The organism is Methylobacterium sp. C25 (assembly GCF_021352225.1).
In the GTDB taxonomy this organism is placed as follows: Bacteria; Pseudomonadota; Alphaproteobacteria; order Rhizobiales; family Beijerinckiaceae; genus Methylobacterium.
Genome location: NZ_JAAUVI010000010.1, coordinates 30030 through 48749 on the forward strand (window position 1 = coordinate 30030; position 18720 = coordinate 48749).

An 18720-nucleotide genomic window follows, 5' to 3' on the forward strand; every position below is an offset into this window, starting at 1 on the left:
TCAGACCTCGTCGTAGACGACTTCGAGGGACGGCTTCACGAGCGGGGTCGAGCCGCACATGTCCTCGAAGGTGGCGGGGACCAGCACCACGTCGCGGCCGGTGGTCTCGCTGGAGAACAGGCCGAGAAGGCCATCCTGCGAGAGCGGCTTCGGGTGGTTCGGAAGCGCCTCGGCGACGCTCGAGGCGAGCGTCTCGAACAGCGAGCCCCAGCGCCCGTCGGGACGGCCGATGATCTCGTAATTCGCGCTCTTCTTGCGGATGTCGTCGTCGGCCGGGATCGAGGCCAGCACCGGGATGCCGACGGCCTCGGCGAAGGCCTGAGCCTCGCCGGTGCCGTCGTCCTTGTTGATGACGAGGCCGCCGACGCCGACATTGCCGCCGAGCTTACGGAAGTATTCGACCGCCGAGCAGACGTTGTTGGCGACGTAGAGCGATTGCAGGTCGTTCGAGCCGACGACGATGACCTTCTGGCACATGTCGCGGGCGATCGGCAGGCCGAAGCCGCCGCAGACCACGTCGCCGAGGAAGTCGAGTAGGACGTAGTCGAAGCCCCATTCGTGGAAGCCGAGCTTTTCCAGCAGCTCGAAGCCGTGGATGATGCCGCGGCCGCCGCAACCGCGCCCGACCTCAGGGCCGCCGAGCTCCATGGCGTAGACGCCGTCGCGCTTGAAGCAGACGTCGCCGATCGCGACCTGCTCGCCGGCGAGCTTCTTCTTGGTCGAGGTCTCGATGATGGTTGGGCAAGCCTTGCCGCCGAACAGCAGCGAGGTGGTGTCGCTCTTCGGATCGCAGCCGATCAGCAGCACCTTCTTGCCCTGCTGGGCCATCATGTAGCTGAGGTTGGCCAGCGTGAACGACTTGCCGATGCCGCCCTTGCCGTAGATCGCAATGATCTGCGTCTCTTTCTTCGCGGGCGCGGTCGAGACCGGATCGGGCTCGATCGCCGCTTCCTCGCGAAGGGCTTGGGCTTGGCTGAGTGCCGCCTTGTTGAGCTGCACGTTCATGAACAGGCTCTCCAGTCGAGGACCATCTTCAGGCATGCGGGATCGCCGAATGCCGTGCGGTAGGCCTCACCCGCCTGGGGCGCGGGCACGCGATGCGTAATGAGGCCGTCGAGCGAGAGGCGCCCGCCATCGATCAAAGCCGTCACGGCGGCGAGGTCGTCGGGCTTGAATTCCGCGGAGATGCGCAGCCGCGCCTCGCGCATGAAGGCCGGCGGGAAGGCGAAGGAGATCGGCGCCTCGTAGAAGCCGGCGAGCACGATCTCACCGCCGGGTGCGATGCGTCCGATCAAGCCGTCGAGCCCGGAGGCGTCGCCGCTGACGTCGGTAATTGTGGCATAGTCGCGCCGCGGATCTTCGTCCGGCGCGAGCACGCAATAGCCGAAGTCGCCTTCCGCCCGGATCGGGTCGGTTTCCCACACGGTCGGCTCGGCACCGGCCGCCATAGTGAGACGGGCGAGCAGTCGGCCGAGCACGCCGTGCCCGACGATCAGTGGCGTCGACCCTGGGCGAATTCCACCGAGCGCGCGATAAGCGGTGGCGGCCAGCGCAATGAGCACTGCCTTGTCGCCAAGGGCGACATCGACGGGCACGAGGCGCGAGGTTGGAGCAATGAGATGGGAAGCGGCGCCGCCGAACAGGCCGCGCACTGCGCCGAAGCAGCGAGCGCCGGGAACGAAGACGGTGTCGCCAGCCCTTACGGTGGCACCCTTTGGCGCCTCGATGACCGTGCCGACAGACTCGTAACCAGGGACCAGAGGGTAGCCCATGCCGGGAAAGGACGGCATTCGACCCGACCAGAGTAGTCGCTCGGTGCCCGTGCTGATCCCACTCCATGAGACGGCGACCATCGCATCCCCCTCACCGGCCGGCGTCAGCGGCAGGCGATTGAGCGCCAGCTGCTCCGGTCGTTCGAGGATGACGGCGAGGGCGTCCATTGCGCGCTTCTTCCAACCTCCCGTGCGACTCCGTCCGATGCGGTATCGCTGAATGTCATCCTAGATAGGCATATCAAAGCGTCAAGTAGAGTTTACACATTCCGAGATCGCTTTGCCGTGATTAATCGCGTTAGAAGCGGCCTCCGCGTCGAAATTTCCTGGATTTCCGTGAAGCCGCCGACCGCGAGCATAGTCCGGATTTCCGCGGCCGTTCTGGCGCGACCGCTGCCCATGGCGAGCAGGTAGAAGCCGAAATACGCGTCGCCGATCGGCTCTGCGCCTCGCGTGTCCGCCAGCGGCTCGGCGATGAGGATCGTGCCGCCGGGAGGCAATGCGTCCCGGGCCGCTTGTACGAGCACTGCGGCCTGCGCGTCGTCATGGTCGTGCAAGATGCGCACGAGCGAGATCACATCTGCGCCGCCCGGCAGGATGTCGGTATGAAAGCTGCCGCTGAGGCATTCTACACGGGCCCCGAACCCCAGCCCCGCGAGTCTCTCAGCGGCGCGCTGTGCGACGGGGGGCAAGTCGAAAAGCGTCAGCCGAAGCGCCGCGTGGCGTCGCGCCACGGCGGCGATGAAGGCGCCCTCGCCTCCCCCGACATCCATCAGGCGACCATGGCCGCCGAGGGGATAGGCGTCGAGAATGTCCTCCGCGATCAGCGCCTGCGAGGCCGACATCAGGCCGCTATATCCGGCGACCGCTTCTTCGCTGGCTCTGCCCAGGCTAGCGTGATCGGCGTAGAGCCAGTACTGGCCGAGCCGGGTCGGCCCGGCCTCGCCGCGAAGAAGGGCGACCGGATCGGCGAGGTCGGCATAGAGCATGGCGTGGTGCTCGATCATCGCCGCGACCGACGGGTTGCCAGTCAAAGCGGCGCCGAGATCGGCGAGGGCGTAGCGACCATCCTGGAGCAGGGTCACGAGGTTCAGCGAGGCCGCCGCCTTCAGCAGCCGCTCGGTACGCTCTGGGCTCAGTCCGAGGCGCCTGCTGAGATCCTCGATGCTCTTTGGGCCAGATTGCAGAATGCGAAATAGATCGAGCCGCACGCAGGCAAAAAGCACCTGCGAGTAGACGAAGCCTGCGCACAGATCGAACAATGCCCGTGTGTTGCGCTGCGCGATGCCACGGGTGAGCGGGAAGCCGGCGGCCCAGCGCTGGAAAGCCGGGCTGGCGACGCAACCGTTGCGGAAGCTGAGCCAGCGTTCTCGCCATGATCGCGGTGCCGGAATCGGCGGCATTGAAGCGACGGTGGACATGAGCGGTCAGGCCGCGACGAGATGCGCCAGACTCTTTGGCAGGAACAGTCGCGTCTGCGCTTCGATCTCTCCGCGCAAGGCATTGGCGCCGGGGCAATCCGGCACGACGTCAACGGCCTCGCGCGCAAGCCTCTTCAGCCGCTCAAGGGCGCCATCAGTCCCGAGCAAGGCGGCCGCATTGGGTCGACCGAGTGTTGCGTCGCGGCCGGCTGGTTTGCCGATTTCCTCCTGTCGGCAGGCGACATCACGCAGGTCGTCTGCGACCTGGTACGCTTCGCCGAGGCATTCTCCGAGGAGCCGCCAACCTAGCGGCTGTGCCCCCGCGGCTGCTGCGCCCGCGACGGTACAGGCTGCGAACAGGGCGCCGGTTTTGGCCTGCTGATAGTCGGACAGCGCCACGTAGGGCTCCGATTCCCAAGCCTGCCCGGCCACGATGCCGACCGGTGAGCCGACCGCGCGAGCGACCAACCCGACGAGCGAAGCGAGCCGCGATGGGTGGCGACCCGCACCCCGCGCCAGCGTCTCGAAGGCGGCAACGATCAGCGCGTCCCCGGTGAGCACCGCCAGCGGCTCGCCGAACGCGACATGCACCGAGGGCTTCTGCCGGCGCGTTGTCGCATCGTCGAAGCACGGCAGATCGTCGTGTACGAGCGAGGCGCAGTGCAGGAGCTCAATTGCGGCGGCGGCGGCATTGGAAGCGTCCGGGTCGTCATCCCCGCAAGCGCGCGCCACGGAAAGGCACAGTCGCGGCCGAATTCGGTGGCCGCCGGGGAAGACAGCGTAGCGGATTGCTTCGGCCAAGCGTGGTGGCGCGCCGGGCGCCTCGCAATGAGCGACCGCTGCATCAAGAGCCGTTTCGATCCGTCTACCGGCATCCATCGCGCGACTCCCAATGTCATTGGTGATGGTCGTTTACATGTGTCACTATTTATTGACACAATGAGAGACGGGTCAACGCTAGGAGAGTGCGATTCACGCCTTCGTGCCGAGAAAACGCATTGTCGTGATCGGAGCCGGGGTAGGCGGGCTCGTCGCTGCGCTGAAGCTCGCCCATGCCGGCTTCGACGTGATGGTGCTCGAGCGCGCGGCGGCACCAGGCGGAAAGATGCGCTCGCTCTCCGTCGGCGGTCGAGCGATCGAGGCGGGTCCCACCGTTTTCACGATGCGCTGGGTCTTCGAGGAGATTCTTCAGGAGTGTGGATCCGCGCTCACCGACCACGTCGCGCTCACGCCGGCGCCACTTCTCGCGCGCCATGCCTGGAGTGATGATGAGCGCCTCGATCTGTTTGCCGATATCGATTCCTCGACCGAGGCGATCGCGGCCTTTGCCGGTCAGAGCGAGGCCGATGGCTATCGCCGCTTCTGCGCGCGGGCGGCGGCCGTCTACCGGACGCTCGAGGGCCCCTTCATCCGTGGTGACAGGCCGAGCCCTCTTGATCTCGGGCGCCGGGTCGGTCTGGCCGGCCTAGGTGAGCTTTGGCGCATCCAGCCATTCACCACTCTTTGGCGGGCGCTCGGCGAATATTTCCGTGATCCGCGACTGCGACAGCTCTTCGGACGCTACGCGACCTATTGCGGGGCGTCGCCTTTCGCGGCGCCGGCTACGCTCATGCTCGTTGCTCATGTCGAGCAAGCCGGTGTCTGGTTCGTGGAAGGCGGTCTGAGCCGCCTCGCCATGGCTCTCGCCAACCTTGCCGAGGAGCGCGGTGCATCGATCCGCTATGGCGCCGAAGTCGCCCGGATTGAGACCGACCGTTCCGGAGTCACAGGGGTCGTGCTCGCCGATGGCGAGCGCATCCCTGCCGATGCCATCGTCGCCAATGCCGATGTCGCCGCACTTGGACACGGCCTGTTCGGACCGGAGGCCGCAGTGGCTGGCGATCGCGTTGCCTCCTCGCAGCGGTCGCTCTCGGCTGTGACGTTCTGCGCAAACGCCCGGGCCGTAGGTTTTCCGCTGGCCCACCACACCGTGTTCTTCTCCCGCGACTACCGCGCGGAGTTCTCGGAGATCCTCTCGAGGCGCCGGTTGCCATCGGATCCCACCGTCTACGTCTGCGCCCAGGACCGCGGCGTTGACGGGGCTGCCGCCGGAGGAACCGAGCGCCTTCTCCTCCTCGTCAACGCCCCGGCCGACGGGCGCGAGCGAGCCTTTTCGCCTTCGGAGATCCAGAGATGCGAGACGAATCTGCAGCAGCGGCTCGCGGCTTGCGGCTTTTCCCTGACGATGACGGAGCCGCCCGTGATCACGTCGCCGCAGGGTTTCGAGTCGCTGTTTCCAGCGACTGGGGGCGCACTCTACGGGAGGGCGGCCCACGGCTGGATGGCCTCGTTCAAACGGCCGGGCTCACGCACGCGGCTGCCGGGTCTCTATCTGGCGGGAGGCAGCGTGCATCCGGGGCCGGGCGTACCGATGGCGGCCCTGTCCGGAAGACTGGCAGCGGAGGCAGTGCTCTCGGACCTCGCTTCGACGGTCCGGTCGTCGAGGGCGGCTATGTCTGGTGGTATGTCGATGCGCTGAGTGAGGATGGGCGACAGGGCCTCACCGTCATTGCCTTCATAGGCAGCGTGTTCTCGCCCTACTATGCCTGGGACAGGAAGCAGGATCCCTACGATCATTGCGCAGTGAACGTCGTGCTCTATGGAGAGCGCGAAAGCCGCTTCGCCATGACGGAAAGGCGCAAGTCCGCGCTTTCCCGCGATGCGCACAGCATCGCGATCGGGCCGAGTTCGCTGGCTTGGGACGGCACTGAGCTGACGATCCGGCTCGACGAGCGTTGCGCGCCGATCCCTCGCGCGATCCGCGGCACCGTGCGGGTGCAGCCGAACGGAATCACCCGGGAACCCTTCACCCTCGATGCCCCCGGCGAACACCGCTGGTGGCCGATGGCGCCATCTTCTCGAGTCGCGGTCTCCCTCGACGAGCCGTCGATCGCTTGGTCTGGCACTGGCTATTTCGACACCAATGACGGCGACCGCCCGCTGGCCGAATCTTTCTCGCAGTGGAACTGGTGTCGCGCCGATCTCAGCGACGGTGCTGCAGTTCTCTACGACGTCGAGCGGCGCGACGGCAGTGGCCAGAACTTGTCGCTCCGCTTCGGCCGCGACGGCAGCAGGCGCGAGATCCGCCCACCGCTCGCCGCTTCCCTACCGCCAACGCGGCTCTGGCATATCCCGAGGCCGACCCGCAGCGACGACGGACGTGCGGCCGTCGTGCGAACCTTCGAGGACACGCCATTCTACGCCCGCTCACTGCTCTCATCGACGCTGGCCGGCGAAGAGGTGCGGCCGGTGCACGAGAGCCTGGTGCTCGATCGTTTCACGAATCCGCTCGTCAGGCTGATGCTGCCGTTCCGAATGCCACGGCCCTGACGATCCGCTCAGCGGACTCCGCCCTCCTGACCGACCTGCGCGCCTCGCGGTGCCCAGCAATGCGGACGGCTCCTGGGTTACCTATGCGGTCCCGGACTGACGGGGCAGGATGCTGATGGAAGGTGATCGCTCGAACAGATCGCGCTTCTCGAGTTGCTCGATCAGGTCGAGCACATGCACGATTCGGCCCGAGATGTCCCACCAGGCCGGCAACCGACGTGGTATCGCAGCAGCCTGCAGCGGGTGCTGCCGGACGCCTTCGACGAGATACGCGGTTGCGGGCAATGGGGGCAGCTCCTTGAGCTTGAGCGCCGGGTTAGGCAACGCAGCGCGGGCGAGCAGAACCGCTTTGCGCGACCTGGAAACCCGGGCACGGCGGCTGATCGAATCGAGCCCGTTCGCCTCGATCGCGCGTCCGATTTCGGCATAGATCAACCGCGCCGCGCGGATCGCCGGACGGCAGGCCAGTGGCAAGCCAGAGATTCCCGATTCCGAGCGCTGGTAAAGGGCTTCCGCCGCGCCCAGCAGGCGCGCCACTACGGTGCGGATCTCTGGGTTTGCCTCGGGCCGCGCCAGGAAGGCATCCGGATCAACCCCGACTTCCGCGAGCCAATCGAGCGGAAGATAGAGTCGGCCGGCCCGGGCATCCTCGCCGACGTCGCGGGCGATATTGGTGAACTGCATCGCCACGCCGAGATCACAGGCCCGCGCCAGCACCGTGGGATCGCGCACGCCCATGATCAGCGTCATCATTGCGCCGACGGCGCCCGCGACGCGTGCCGCGTAATCCGTGAGGTCCGAGAGGGTCGCGTAGCGGCGGCCCTGCGAATCCCAGGCGAGCCCTTCGAGCAGCGCACGTGGGAGCACCTCTGGGATCGCGTATCGCGCGACAATATCGGCCAGCGCGCGGTCCGCAGGAGAAGCGGCGGGGCGGCCAGCGTAGGCTAGCGTCAGGCGTTGCGACAGGCCTTCCACCGCAGCCCTTCGACAGAGCCGACTTCCGGCCTCGTCCACCGCGTCGTCCGAGACTCGGCAAAACGCGTAGAGACCAAAGGACGGTGTTCTCACCGATGGTGGCAGCAGCGTTGATGCAGTGAAGAAACTCTTCGATCCCGCGCGGATCGCCGCGCGGCAGGCGGCCTGATCGGCCGCGGTGGCGAAGGGGACGTCAAGCGAAGACACGCGCATCCGGCACCACGCTGTCGAGCACGCGTGCCGAGGACAGCACGCCGGGGAGTCCGGCGCCGGGATGCGTTCCCGCGCCGACGAGATAGAGGTTCTTGACGTCCTCGGACCGGTTATGCGGCCGGAACCAGGCCGATTGCGTCAGGACTGGCTCGAGCCCGAAGCCGGACCCGCGAAAGCTCAGGAAGTCGTCGGCAAAGTCCTGCGGCGTCGTGATCTTTGAGGTGACGACTGCTTCGCTCAGTCCGGGCAGCACAGAACCTTCGAGGGCGTGCTCGATGCTTCGTCGATAAGGCTCGCCAATTCGCGCCCAGTCCTGGCCGCCTGCGAGATTAGGAACTGGCGCAAGCACATAGAAGGCTTCGTGGTCTGGCGGAGCGAGAAGAGGATCGGTCGCGGTCGGGCGATGAAGGTAGAGGCTGAAATCTTCGGCGAGCGTCTTTCGGTCGAAGATGTCTGTCAGCAACTCGCGATAGCGCGGCCCCATCAGGATCGTATGGTGGGCGACGTCGGGATATTTCCGCTTCGTGCCGAAGTACCAGACGAAAAGGCCCATGGATGAGCGCGAGGATGCGAGGCGCCTGTCGCTCCAGCGCCGGCTGTGGCCCTTGAGCAATCGGTTGTAGGTGAAGGCGGAATCCGCGTTTGACACCACGATGTTGGCGTCGAGCCAACTGCCATCGGTCATCTCTACGCCGATGGCAGTGCCGTCTTTCACGGGGATCCGGGCGACGTCGGCACCGCAGCGGATGACGTTGCCCTGCTCGCGGATGAGGTCGCACAATCCATCTACCAGCCGTCCCGTGCCGCCCATAGCGAAATGCACGCCCCAGCGTCGCTCGAGATGGGCGATCAGGCAGTAGATCGCGCTGGCGCGAAACGGGTTTCCGCCAATCAGCAGAGGGTGGAAGCTGAAGATGGTCCGTAAACGCTCATCGCGGATGTACCGCGCCACGACGCTGTAGACCGAGCGGTGGCCGCTCAGCCGCAGGAGGTCCGGCGCGATGCGCAACATGTCGCCGATGGAATCGAAGGGAACGTGGCCGAGCTCTTCGAAGCCGACCCTGCAGATTGCTGCGCTGCGCTCCATGAAGCGTTCGTAACCCGCGACATCCGCAGGCGAAAACCGCCGCACCTCCTCGCGCATCGCGGTGACGTCGCCGCTGTACTCGAAGCTCGCACCGTCCTCGAAGCGAATGCGATAGAACGGCTTCATCGGCACCAGCGCGACGTCGTCGGCCATCCGGCGGCCGGCGAGCTGCCAGAGTTCCTCGAACAGGAAGGGGGCGGTGACGATGGTGGGGCCGGCATCGAAGGTGAAGCCATCCTGCCGGTGCACACGGGCCCGGCCGCCCGGCTGTTCCAGCCGCTCCAGCACCGTGACGCGGTAGCCGCGCGCGCCGAGCCGGATCGCCGCTGCCAGCCCGCCGAAACCGGAGCCGATCACAACCGCATGGGGCCGATGATCGGTCGACGGCACGGCGCTCGGTCTGGCGTCGAGTGTCAACATAAGATGACACTATGGCGCGGTTTCCGCGGCAGGCAAGTGGGAAATCGCCAAGGGCTCCGATCGCGTTCTGGATGACCGCGGAACATTCCCGATCGGCGGCCCTCAGATGCTGGCAGGGGCTTCCGCGAGAATCCCGGCAGTCCGAGCTTCCCGAAGCACGATTTCTGCGACCCGTTCGGGGGCCTCCTCATGCGCCAGATGACCCAGCCCGCGCATTAGCTCGACGCGCGCATGACTCAGCCGGTCATGCACGGCGAAGCTCGTCTCGGGCAGGATCGCCCGATCGTCGCCGCCGACCACGAGCACTGTCTCCTGCTGGAGCTTTGGCAATTCACGGTCGAGCGACTCGAGATCCCAGTTGGCCATCATGCCGAGCGCACCGGCGACGTGGCCGGACTTCGCGAAAAGCCGCTTGTAGAGGTCGAGCCCCGCCATATCGAGGCGCGAACCAGTGCCGTCGATGAGCCGCTTCACGGCGGAGCGATCTGCTGTCCAAGCGAAGAATTTCGGAGTCACCGGGTTGAGGAAGAGCATCCGAGCCATTGTCGGAAACAGGAAGCTCGCCGCCCCTGGAAACGGCTTCAGAGCGCCATTGATGGCGATGAGCAGACGCGGGTCGATCGCCCGGTCGAGGCACATCCGGCAGAGCACCGCCGCGCCGGCCGAATGACCCGCTGCGACGACCGGCGTCACGCCGAGGATCCGCAGCAATTCGGTCACTGCCCTCGCCATACCGGGGAGAGAGAGCTCGCGAGGCGACAGCGGATCGCTGAAGCCATGGCCGGGCAGGTCCGGTGCTATCACGCGAAACTCTTCCGCCATCAGCGGCGCGAAAGCTCGCCAGGAATGCGTTGCCGCTCCCGTCCCGTGGAGCAGGAGCAGAACCGGCGCCTCGGGCTTGCCGAATTCCTGGACGTGCCAGCGCAACCCGCCGGCCTCGACGAAGCGGCTGGCCTCGCGATTTGGCCAGTCCGCGCCATCACGCTCCCAATCGGGGCGGTCTTCTTGGAAAAACGGCATCATCGGCTCAGGCGATCGCAGCCCGCACCGCAGCGCTCATTGCGCCCGCATCAGCGTAGGGCAATGGAACGTAGCGCGCCTCGGCGACATCCGCGAGACGCCGCGCGCCATTCGGCCGGGCGCCGGTGTCGATGAGGAGCGTGCGCAGTCCCAGCACTTTCAGCGCTCGCCCCGCCGCCAGGGCTTCCTCCCCGGCGCGGGCTCGCCCGCCCTCCCCCGAGCGCGCGACGTTCGCCCGTCCGTCGGTGAGAAGCACGATGACTGGGCTGCCCCCGGCCCGACGGATCGAGAGGGCCAGCGTTGCAGCGGCATCGACCCCAGCGGCGAGCGGTGTGCCGCCCCCACCCGGAAGTCCGGCGAGGAGGCGCTTGGCGCGCGGCAGGGAACGCGTCGGCGGCAGCATCACCTCCGCTCCGGCACCACGAAACACGACGAGCGCGACCCGGTCGCGCCGCACGTAGGACTCGGCGAGCAGCAGTTCGACCGCGCCCTTGGTCTCGGCGAGCCGCTCCAGGGCGGCCGAGCCGGAGGCGTCGACACAGAAGATCGTCGTCGTTTCGGTGCGCTGGCGTAGCGTCTTGATGCGGATATCACTGGGAAGCACGATGATCCTGCGAGGCTGATGCTCGTTCGTTCCATCTTGATCCCGCCGACGCATCTGCTGCCACGGAGCCGCCGCGCGCAAAGTCGCAATCAGGTCAAGCCGCCCGCGCCGCGGATCGCCGGGCCGGCTGCCGATCGGCCGCCCGGTGCGCGGAGCGCCGGACGAGGCTCCCATGCGTCCAGCCTTGCCGTCGCGCAGGCGCGGGCCGCCGGCGAGGAGTTGGGCCAGCAGGTTCAGCGGAATCGCCGCCCGCGCGGCTTGCAGAACAAGCTCGTCGAGGTTCGTCGGCGGAGCAGCGTCGTCGCCCTCGCCTTCGGGCGGTGGCGCCTCTGTGGGTTCCGAGGCCGCCTTCTCGGGCTCGGGTCGCTGCTCGTGCGTTTCGGTCGGCATGTCCTGTTCGGACAGGCGCGTCGCGCGTGGCGCGAGCACCAGCCGGGCCGCCTCGATCACGTCGGCTTCCGCTAAGATCTCTCTCTCGTCTAACCTCGCCGCGAGCCGTGCGACCCGCACCGCGAGCAAGGGGCCGCGCAAGGACGAGATGCCGAGATCGGCAGCGGCAGCGCAAAAAGTGGCGATGGGGTCGGTGAGTTCCTCCCCGCAAGGGCCAGGAGAGCCGCGACCCTCGTAGTTCGGTTCCCCGAGTTCCTTTTCAACGTCCCGCAGCCCCATCGCCGATAGGTCGACCTGGAAGGCCAACCGATCCGCGAGCGCCTCGGCCACGGCCTCGTCGTCCGCGCCCTCGTCGAGCAGCACCAGCCCGAACCGCGCCGGCTGCCGCCCCTGCAGCCCGTCGCGCTCCAGGCTGATCGAACCGGTATCGAGCGCGGCGCAGAGCCGGGCGACGGTGCCAGGCGAGAGCCGCTCGGCCATCGGCACCACAACGATTCCGCCATCGGCCTCGGCCAGCAAGCCGCTCTGTGAGACCGGACGGCCGGCACGCAACGTCGCGGCGAGGTCGAGCCCACCAAGCAGGCGGTCATCGGCGATGCTCGCCGGCATGCGGCGGAGGGGCGTGCCCGCGGGAAGCGCGCTTCGGAGAAGGTCGAGCCAGCGCTCCCGGACCGGGCCGGCCCGTGCGCGAAGGACGACCCCGCCGCATCCATGCGGGTCGGCGGCTAGCAGCGCGGCGACGCGCAGGGCGTCGAGCCAGCCGCTCACGTCGAAAACACCTCCGCCACTGCTCGCGCCACACGCGCAGTGGAGCCGGATTCATCGAGGGGGTTGCGGCGCAGGCGGTGGCGGAGCGCGCTCGGGGCGATGCGCTTGATGTGGTCGTCCGTGACCGCCCTGTCCCCGTCGAGGGCGGCGAGCGCGCGAGCGGTGCGCATAAGGGTGAGTTCGCCACGCAGGCCATCGGTGCCAAGCGCCAGGCAAAGCCGCGTCGCGCTCTCCAGGGCCGCATCCGGCACCGCCACCGCGCCGAGCCGCTCGCGCGCCCTGGTGATCCGCTTCTGCGTCGCCTTCTCGGCCTTGGCGTGGGCCTCACAGAACCCTTCCGGATCGCGCTCGAAGGCGTCGCGACGGCGCACGACCTCGATGCGGGTCTTGATCTCGGTCGGCGTCGTCACCTCGCAGGCGAGGCCGAAACGGTCGAGGAGTTGCGGGCGCAGCTCGCCCTCCTCCGGGTTGCCGGAGCCGACGAGCACGAACTTCGCCGGATGGCGCAAGCTCAGGCCCTCGCGCTCGACGGTGTTGACGCCCGAGGCCGCCACGTCGAGCAGCAGGTCGACGAGGTGGTCCTCCAGCAGGTTGACCTCGTCGATGTAGAGGAAGCCGCGATTGGCGCGGGCCAGCAGCCCCGGCTCGAACGCCTTTTCGCCGAGGCTCAGCGCCCGCTCCAGATCGAGCGCGCCGACGACGCGGTCCTCCGTCGCCCCGAGCGGCAGGTCGACCACCGGCACCGGGATCTCGACCGCCTTTTTCGGGCGCGGATGCGTGGCGCAATGCGGACAGGCCTGCGCCGGGCTGTCGGGATCGCAGGCATAGGGGCAGCCGGCGACAGTGCGCATCTTCGGCAGCAGGGCGGCGAGCGCGCGGATCGCGGTCGACTTGCCGGTGCCGCGATCGCCGAACACGAGCACGCCGCCGACGCTCGGGTCCACCGCCGCGATCAGCAGCGCCTGACGCATCTCGTCCTGGCCGACGATGGCGGAGAAGGGGAAGGTGGGCACGCTGGACGCGTGCCTGACGCCCTCATTGCGAGGCGCCGCCGAAGCAATCCAGGAGCGCTCGGGCGATCCGGAGCCGTCTCTGGATGGCTTCGCTTCGCTCTCAATGACGTGTGGGTCTTCGAACATCGCGCTTCGAGTCCCTCCGGTGAAATCCCACTTCGTCATTCCGGGGCTCGCCAGAGGCGAGAACCCGGAATCCAGAACCTCGGTCGATCTAGTCCTGGCTCCGTCAGCGGCTCTGGATTCCGGGTTCCGCTGCTCGGCCCCGGAATGACGGGGTGGGCTAGCTCGCTATTCCGCCGCCTCCTGCCTGACGCCCATCCGCGCCCAGATCGTGCTCAGTGCATCCACCAGATGCGCGATATCCGCATCCGTATGCAGCGGGCCGGGCGTGATCCGCAGGCGCTCGGTCCCACGCGGCACGGTCGGGTAGTTGATCGGCTGGACATAGATGCCGAACTCGTCGAGCAGGGTGTCGGAGATCGCCTTGCAGAGCACGGGATCGCAGACCATCACCGGCACGATATGCGAGGTGTTGGGCATGTAGGGGATGCCGGCCGCGTCGAGGGCACGGCGCACATGCGCGACGCGGTCCTGGTGGCGGGCACGCTCGGCGCTCGACCCCTTGAGATGGCGGATGCTCGCCGCCGCGCCGGCCGCCACCGCCGGCGGCAGCGAGGTGGTGAAGATGAAGCCCGAGGCGAAGCTGCGCACGAAGTCGCAGAGCTTTTCCGAAGCCGTGATGTAGCCGCCATGGACGGCAAAGGCCTTGCCGAGCGTGCCCTCGATCACGTCGAGCCGGTGGGCGAGGCCCATGCGCTCGGAGATGCCGCCGCCGCGCGCGCCGTAGAGGCCGACCGCGTGGACCTCATCGAGATAGGTCAGCGCGCCGTGCTTCTCGGCGACGTCGCAGATCTCGTCGATCGGCGCGATGTCGCCATCCATCGAATACACCGACTCGAAGGCGACGAGCTTCGCGCGGCCCGGCTCGATCAGCGAGAGCTTGCGGTCGAGATCCTCCGGGTCGTTATGGCGAAAAATCTGTCGCTCGGCGCGGGAGGAGCGGATGCCCTCGATCATCGAGGCGTGGTTCTCGGAATCCGAAAAGATCACGCAGCCGGGCAGCTTCGAGCCGAGCGTTCCGAGGGCGGCCCAGTTCGAGACGTAGCCGGAGGTGAAGATCAGCGCGGCCTCCTTGTCGTGGAGGTCGGCGAGCTCGCGCTCCAGCAGCACGTGGTAGTGGTTGGTGCCGGAGATGTTGCGGGTGCCGCCGGCGCCGGCGCCGCAGCGGTCGAGCGCCTCGTGCATGGCGTTCAGCACCTTGGGGTGCTGGCCCATGCCGAGATAGTCGTTCGAGCACCAGACCGTGACCTCGCGCTCGCCGGCCGACGTGTGATGCGTCGCGCGCGGGAAGCCGCCGCGGTGCCGCTCCAGATCGGTAAAGACGCGGTAGCGTCCCTCGCGATGGAGGCCGTCGAGCTCGGCGCCGAAGAACGCTTCGTAATCCATGCCGTCCTCCCGAATGGCGGGTGTTGTCCCCGCCTGGTCCTGTCGAAATCAGTCGTGCGGGTTCACCGCGCTATCCTTGGTCTCGATCGCGATGGGGGTGACCTTGCCCGGCAGGCTCCATTGCCAGAGCGCGGCCGAGGGCAGCGGCAGCATCAGGAACCAGTGTTCCAGCACCGCCAAGGCCGTGAGGCTCGCGAGCAGCGTGTATCCGACGAGCTCGTGCGCCAAGGTCTCGTCCGAGAGCGTCGCCCGGGCCATCAGCGCAGCGGCGATGGTGCCGAGGCTCACCGAGAACGGAAACAGCAGGTTCATCGGCCGCTTGGCGAGGTAGCCGGCGAGATAACCCAGATGCGGTGGCAGCAGCTCCGCGTTGAGGTTACGCACGCCGAGGAAGAGGTTGAGCCGGGCCGAGGCGTTCATCAGCACCAGGGTCGCGTAGGTGCAGAGCGCGAAATGGTTCGGCTGGCCCCAGACCAGAACGAGGATGGCGAGCCCGCCCAGCACGATCGCGAATTCGTGCCAGAGGCTGGTGCCGAGCGCCGCGAAGAACTTTTCGGATTTCGAGAGATGCGGCGGGCAGGCCTCCGGCCTCGGGCCGGAGATGAAGCCCATGTAGTAGCTCATCTCCTGCCAGCCCCAGACCAGCACGGCCGCAGTGAAGGCGGTGTAGACGCCGCTCTCGGACGCATCCCGCGCGCTCGTGCCGATCGCCCAGAGGGCGACGGCGAGCACGATGGTCCCCCCGGCCATGCTCCAGCGGTGGGTCTTCCGCGGCAGATGATCCAGCAAGAGGATCACCCCCGTGGAGAACCACCAGAGCAGAACCGCGTAAAAAGCCGGGGCGGCGTAGACGGCCATCCGCGCCCTACCAGACCGGCTGCAGGCGGATGTCGGCCGGCATCTGGTGCCCTTTTACCGGCAGGAGATAAAGCCGCGCGAATGTGACCGCCGCGACGAGGCTGTGGCCGACCTGTCTGAGCTTGCCCCCGATCCCGCCCTCGGCCTTCGCCTCGGCGATCCTGCGCGAGCAGTCGAGCAGCTTGTCGAGGCCTTCCTTGAACCGCGGATTGTCGATGTCGAGGGTGATCGGGAAGGTCTGCTTCGAGATCTCCGAGGTGATGCGGAAGACCGTGAAGTCGTAATCCGTCGGCGTGACGCCGAGCGCCTTGTGGAAGGCCGGGCGGCAATGGTCGCGCACGTACATCGTCGCGTAGACCGCGAGCAGGAAGAAGCGGATCCAGTAGACGTTCACGCCCTCGGTCAGCTTCGGGTTCGCCCGCATCAGCAGGGCGAAGGCCTCGCCGTGGCGGAACTCGTCGTTGCACCACAGCTCGAACCACTTGAAGATCGGGTGGATGCGCCGCTCGGGGTGCCGCTCCAGCTCACGGAAGATGGTGATGTAGCGGGCGTAGCCGATCTTTTCCGAGAGATACGTCGCGTAGAAGATGAACTTCGGCCGGAAGAAGGTGTATTTCTTGGTCTTCGTCAGGAAGCCCAAGTCGACGCCGATCCCGAAATCTTTCAGTGAGTCGTTGATGAAGCCGGCATGGCGCGCCTCGTCCCGGCTCATGAAGCCGAACAGCTCCTTGATGTCCTTGTTCTTCGCGCGCTTGCGCATCTCGGCGTAGAGCACGCAGCCCGAGAACTCGGCGGTGATCGACGAGACCAGGAAGTCGAGGAATTCCTTGCGGAGTTCCGGGTCCATCGCGTCGAGATCGCAGTCGAAGGCGCCGTCGCGGATGAAGTGGCGCTTGTTCGGGTCGGAGCGCAGCTCGGCGATGAGCTTGTCCCATTCGGCGCGCACCGGCTCGACATTGGTGCGGTCGAGCTCGTCGAAATCGGTGGTGTAGAAGCGGGGCGACAGGAAGGTCGTCTCCTGCGCCGAGCGCGTCGAGTCGTTGACCGGGTGCTTCGGCGCGGGACCCACGGCGATCGGGGGCTGGACAGGTGCGTTCACAGCGTCCTCCTCTCGGAAAAGCTCACTTCGTAGAGTTCGGTCAGTTCGAGATGCGCGATCAGCTTGGTCCAGGCGCGCTCGAGCTTGCCGGCGCGGGTCACAGTGGCCTGGCGCCGGACGGTGATGGTCTCGCCGAAGGGCGGCAGGCTCGGCGCGTCGTGCACGCGGACCTCGTCGCCGGGCTCGATGTCGAAGCCGGCATCGAGGGTGACATGCGCGTGCAGGCTCTCGGCCGTGTGCTCGATCTCGACGGTGCAGGGCACCTCGACGGTAGATTTCTCGATCCAGCTCATGGGGTCACCCCGTTCTCGCCGGGCAGGAGGCGGGCGAAGGCCAGCGCATTGGGCCGGCCGAAGGCCTCCAACGGAATCTTGCGGCCGGTGGCATCGTCGTCGAGGGAGAGCGTGCCGTTGTCGTAATGGGTCAGCTTGAACGGGGTCTCGCGTCCGAGCCCGGCGCGCTGGCGCGCCTGGGCGAGGCCGCGCATCGTGGCGCGCATGAAGTTGTCCTCGCCGGGATGGATCGTGAGCAGCAGCCGGTCGCTTCCGGCGTCACGCATGGCGATCGAGCCGTCGGGCTGGTCCGCCACGCGGAAGGCGACGCTGGAAACGGTGCCGGCGGGCGGAAGCTGGGTCAGCCCGAGGCTCTCGCTGCGGCCGACCCAGACAACGAGCAGGCAGAACCCCATGAGGGCGCCGGCCCCGATCATCGCCGCCAGCGGCAGGGACGGTCTCGACGCGGAATCGGTCATCGCCGCCTCCCCTGCCCGTCACCGCGCGCCGGCCGCGACGAGCGCGCCCTGGCGATCCGCAGCGCGTTGCCGCGCCTTGATGACCGGGATCGCCGCATCGGCCTGGCCGGCATAGGCAGCGAGCGCCCGCGCCAGGAGGGCCGCGACCGTCTCGGCCTCCGGAACCGAGCGCAGCATCGGCTCAGGCTGCGTGACGCGCCAAGGCCGGGCATGCGGCCAGAGGTGGAGATAGGCCACCCGCTCGCCCGCCTGCAGCTGGACCGGGATGTCGCCGGAGCCGTCCGCGAAGACGCGGAGCCCGGCCCCCTCGGTCATGGCGAAGGGCAGGTTCAGGGTGATCGGCAGCGCGATGCCGACCCGCATCACGATCCGCCGGTCGGTGATGGTGTAGACCGTGGTGCGGTGGACCAGCCAGGAGAACAGGGCGAGCAGCGCCAAGCCGCCCGCTCCGATCGCCAGCGTCGGCAGGGCCACGCCGAGGGCCGACAGGTAGGAGCCGTCCGAGGCGGCGAGGCCGCCGAAGACCAGCGCAGCGAGGGCGAACCACGCCGCCACGAGGCGGGCATGGAAGATCCGCATCGCCGCGCCGGCGATGGTGGGCGCACCCTGCCAGAGGATGCGTTCGCCGGTCGGGAGCGGCTCCGGCAGGCCGCGGGGGCAGAAGGGCTCTGGTTTGGTCACAGCATCGGCTCCGCGCGGTAGGGCGTGGCGTAGAGCGTGCCTGCGCCGAAATAGGCGACGATCCGCTCTTCCTCCTGGAGAGTGACCGAGTCCGGATCGGCCATGCCCGGGATGCCGGCGAATTGCTCGGCGAGGAGCGCCTCGGACTTCACGGTCTTCGACAGCCGCCCGACCTTGCAGAAGGTCGCCGGCATGAGGACGTGCTTGCCGCCCGCGCCGAGCTCGACCTCGTAGTAGCGCACCAGGCATTCGCCCCGGTCGATCCAGACGTCGCTGACGGTGCCGGCGACCTGTCGGTCCGCTCCGAACACGGTCATGCCGATCGGGTTGGGGCCATCCTCGTGGACCACGAAGTGATCGGCCACGCGCAGCGGCACGATGCGGTTCTGGCCGTCAAAGGTCTTGTCGTGCTCGTTGTCCCGGTTGGCCCAGGAGCCGGGCCCGACGCGATCGGTCAGCGGGTTACCGGTCGGGTCGTAGGGTGCGCCGGGCCAGGGCTCGCGCTTCTGGCTCGCCACGTCGGTGTCGTAGGCCGGGTCGGGCGCCGGAGCGAACTTCGTGATGCCGTTCGAGAGGTGGAAGGCCTTGGCACGCGGGATCAGGACGGGATCGACGGTCTTGAGCCGCCCGAAGGCCTCGGCCTCCAGCGGGTAGCCCTCCCGGCGATCTTCGCGGCGCAGCCAGAACACGAGGCCCGCGAAGAAGATCCAGAACGCGTAGAGCGTGACCTGGGCCACGTCGATGTAGCCGGTGATTTCGCCTCTGGGCAG

Annotated in this window: 18 protein-coding genes; 2 read left to right on the plus strand and 16 right to left on the minus strand. The window is 67.7% G+C overall.

Annotated elements, in window-relative coordinates; genetic code table 11:
- The 4 genes from HCU64_RS19740 to HCU64_RS19755 all read right to left on the minus strand — a co-directional run bounded on the left by HCU64_RS19740 (position 1) and on the right by HCU64_RS19755 (position 4072).
- Complete coding sequence (locus HCU64_RS19740; protein WP_233386066.1) at positions 1–1005, minus strand: chlorophyllide a reductase iron protein subunit X; 1005 nt, start codon at positions 1003–1005, stop codon at positions 1–3.
- Complete coding sequence (gene bchC / locus HCU64_RS19745; protein ID WP_233385937.1) at positions 1002–1940, minus strand: chlorophyll synthesis pathway protein BchC; 939 nt, start codon at positions 1938–1940, stop codon at positions 1002–1004. The genes HCU64_RS19740 and bchC overlap by 4 nt, the downstream gene beginning before the upstream one ends.
- Before the next feature lie 92 nt (positions 1941–2032).
- Positions 2033–3193, minus strand: coding sequence for an acetylserotonin O-methyltransferase (locus HCU64_RS19750; RefSeq protein ID WP_233385939.1), 1161 nt, complete (start codon positions 3191–3193; stop codon positions 2033–2035).
- Positions 3194–3199: 6 nt separating this feature from the next.
- Positions 3200–4072 (minus strand): polyprenyl synthetase family protein, encoded by an 873-nt coding sequence (locus HCU64_RS19755; protein ID WP_233385940.1) that lies wholly within the window; start codon positions 4070–4072, stop codon positions 3200–3202.
- 103 nt (positions 4073–4175) lie between these two features.
- Between HCU64_RS19755 and crtD the strand changes: the two genes are divergently transcribed.
- Both crtD and HCU64_RS19765 read left to right on the plus strand, forming a co-directional pair.
- Positions 4176–5711, plus strand: a complete 1536-nt coding sequence (crtD, locus tag HCU64_RS19760; RefSeq protein ID WP_233385941.1) for a 1-hydroxycarotenoid 3,4-desaturase CrtD — start codon at positions 4176–4178, stop codon at positions 5709–5711.
- Positions 5708–6562, plus strand: a complete 855-nt coding sequence (locus HCU64_RS19765) for a carotenoid 1,2-hydratase (RefSeq protein WP_233386067.1) — start codon at positions 5708–5710, stop codon at positions 6560–6562. Before crtD ends, HCU64_RS19765 begins: the two co-directional genes overlap by 4 nt.
- Before the next feature lie 81 nt (positions 6563–6643).
- On the opposite strand, the gene HCU64_RS19770 is transcribed toward HCU64_RS19765, so the two are convergent.
- The 12 genes from HCU64_RS19770 to puhA form a co-directional block, all read right to left on the minus strand.
- On the minus strand, positions 6644–7750 hold the full coding sequence (locus HCU64_RS19770; RefSeq protein ID WP_233385942.1) for a phytoene/squalene synthase family protein: 1107 nt from the start codon (positions 7748–7750) through the stop codon (positions 6644–6646).
- A complete protein-coding gene (locus HCU64_RS19775) occupies positions 7731–9257 on the minus strand; it encodes a phytoene desaturase (protein WP_233385943.1) in 1527 nt (508 codons plus the stop codon). The genes HCU64_RS19770 and HCU64_RS19775 overlap by 20 nt, the downstream gene beginning before the upstream one ends.
- A gap of 102 nt (positions 9258–9359) precedes the next feature.
- Complete coding sequence (gene bchO, locus HCU64_RS19780; protein ID WP_442785988.1) at positions 9360–10280, minus strand: alpha/beta fold hydrolase BchO; 921 nt, start codon at positions 10278–10280, stop codon at positions 9360–9362.
- A 4-nt stretch (positions 10281–10284) separates the two neighbouring features.
- On the minus strand, positions 10285–12039 hold the full coding sequence (locus HCU64_RS19785) for a magnesium chelatase subunit D (RefSeq protein WP_233385944.1): 1755 nt from the start codon (positions 12037–12039) through the stop codon (positions 10285–10287).
- Positions 12036–13052 carry a magnesium chelatase ATPase subunit I gene (gene bchI / locus HCU64_RS19790; protein ID WP_233385945.1) on the minus strand — a complete coding sequence of 339 codons (1017 nt, stop codon included), beginning with the start codon at positions 13050–13052 and terminating at the stop codon, positions 12036–12038. Before bchI ends, HCU64_RS19785 begins: the two co-directional genes overlap by 4 nt.
- A gap of 291 nt (positions 13053–13343) precedes the next feature.
- Positions 13344–14561, minus strand: coding sequence for a 5-aminolevulinate synthase (gene hemA / locus HCU64_RS19795; protein ID WP_233385946.1), 1218 nt, complete (start codon positions 14559–14561; stop codon positions 13344–13346).
- Positions 14562–14609: 48 nt separating this feature from the next.
- The gene (puhE, locus tag HCU64_RS19800; RefSeq protein ID WP_233385948.1) at positions 14610–15419 is read right to left on the minus strand and encodes a putative photosynthetic complex assembly protein PuhE; all 810 of its coding nucleotides are present in this window, start codon (positions 15417–15419) and stop codon (positions 14610–14612) included.
- Positions 15420–15426: 7 nt separating this feature from the next.
- Entirely contained in the window at positions 15427–16518 is a 1092-nt protein-coding gene (gene acsF, locus HCU64_RS19805; RefSeq protein WP_233385949.1) for a magnesium-protoporphyrin IX monomethyl ester (oxidative) cyclase, read from the minus strand.
- Positions 16515–16811 (minus strand): hypothetical protein, encoded by a 297-nt coding sequence (locus HCU64_RS19810; RefSeq protein WP_233385950.1) that lies wholly within the window; start codon positions 16809–16811, stop codon positions 16515–16517. The genes acsF and HCU64_RS19810 overlap by 4 nt, the downstream gene beginning before the upstream one ends.
- Positions 16808–17269: a photosynthetic complex assembly protein PuhC gene (gene puhC, locus HCU64_RS19815; protein WP_233385951.1), complete on the minus strand. Its 462-nt coding sequence runs from the start codon at positions 17267–17269 to the stop codon at positions 16808–16810. Before puhC ends, HCU64_RS19810 begins: the two co-directional genes overlap by 4 nt.
- 18 nt (positions 17270–17287) lie before the next feature.
- Positions 17288–17950 carry a photosynthetic complex putative assembly protein PuhB gene (puhB, locus tag HCU64_RS19820; RefSeq protein WP_233385952.1) on the minus strand — a complete coding sequence of 221 codons (663 nt, stop codon included), beginning with the start codon at positions 17948–17950 and terminating at the stop codon, positions 17288–17290.
- Positions 17947–18720 carry a photosynthetic reaction center subunit H gene (gene puhA / locus HCU64_RS19825; protein ID WP_233386069.1) on the minus strand — a complete coding sequence of 258 codons (774 nt, stop codon included), beginning with the start codon at positions 18718–18720 and terminating at the stop codon, positions 17947–17949. The genes puhB and puhA overlap by 4 nt, the downstream gene beginning before the upstream one ends.

Bases quoted from the DNA above. Each gene is read 5' to 3' on its own strand.
- HCU64_RS19740 (WP_233386066.1), bottom strand. From the start codon at position 1,005: ATGAACGTGCAGCTCAACAAGGCGGCACTCAGCCAAGCCCAAGCCCTT.
- bchC (WP_233385937.1), bottom strand. From the start codon at position 1,940: ATGGACGCCCTCGCCGTCATCCTCGAACGACCGGAGCAGCTGGCGCTC.
- HCU64_RS19750 (WP_233385939.1), bottom strand. From the start codon at position 3,193: ATGTCCACCGTCGCTTCAATGCCGCCGATTCCGGCACCGCGATCATGG.
- HCU64_RS19755 (WP_233385940.1), bottom strand. From the start codon at position 4,072: ATGGATGCCGGTAGACGGATCGAAACGGCTCTTGATGCAGCGGTCGCT.
- HCU64_RS19770 (WP_233385942.1), bottom strand. From the start codon at position 7,750: ATGCGCGTGTCTTCGCTTGACGTCCCCTTCGCCACCGCGGCCGATCAG.
- HCU64_RS19775 (WP_233385943.1), bottom strand. From the start codon at position 9,257: ATGTTGACACTCGACGCCAGACCGAGCGCCGTGCCGTCGACCGATCAT.
- bchO (WP_442785988.1), bottom strand. From the start codon at position 10,280: ATGATGCCGTTTTTCCAAGAAGACCGCCCCGATTGGGAGCGTGATGGC.
- hemA (WP_233385946.1), bottom strand. From the start codon at position 14,561: ATGGATTACGAAGCGTTCTTCGGCGCCGAGCTCGACGGCCTCCATCGC.
- puhE (WP_233385948.1), bottom strand. From the start codon at position 15,419: ATGGCCGTCTACGCCGCCCCGGCTTTTTACGCGGTTCTGCTCTGGTGG.
- HCU64_RS19810 (WP_233385950.1), bottom strand. From the start codon at position 16,811: ATGAGCTGGATCGAGAAATCTACCGTCGAGGTGCCCTGCACCGTCGAG.
- puhC (WP_233385951.1), bottom strand. From the start codon at position 17,269: ATGACCGATTCCGCGTCGAGACCGTCCCTGCCGCTGGCGGCGATGATC.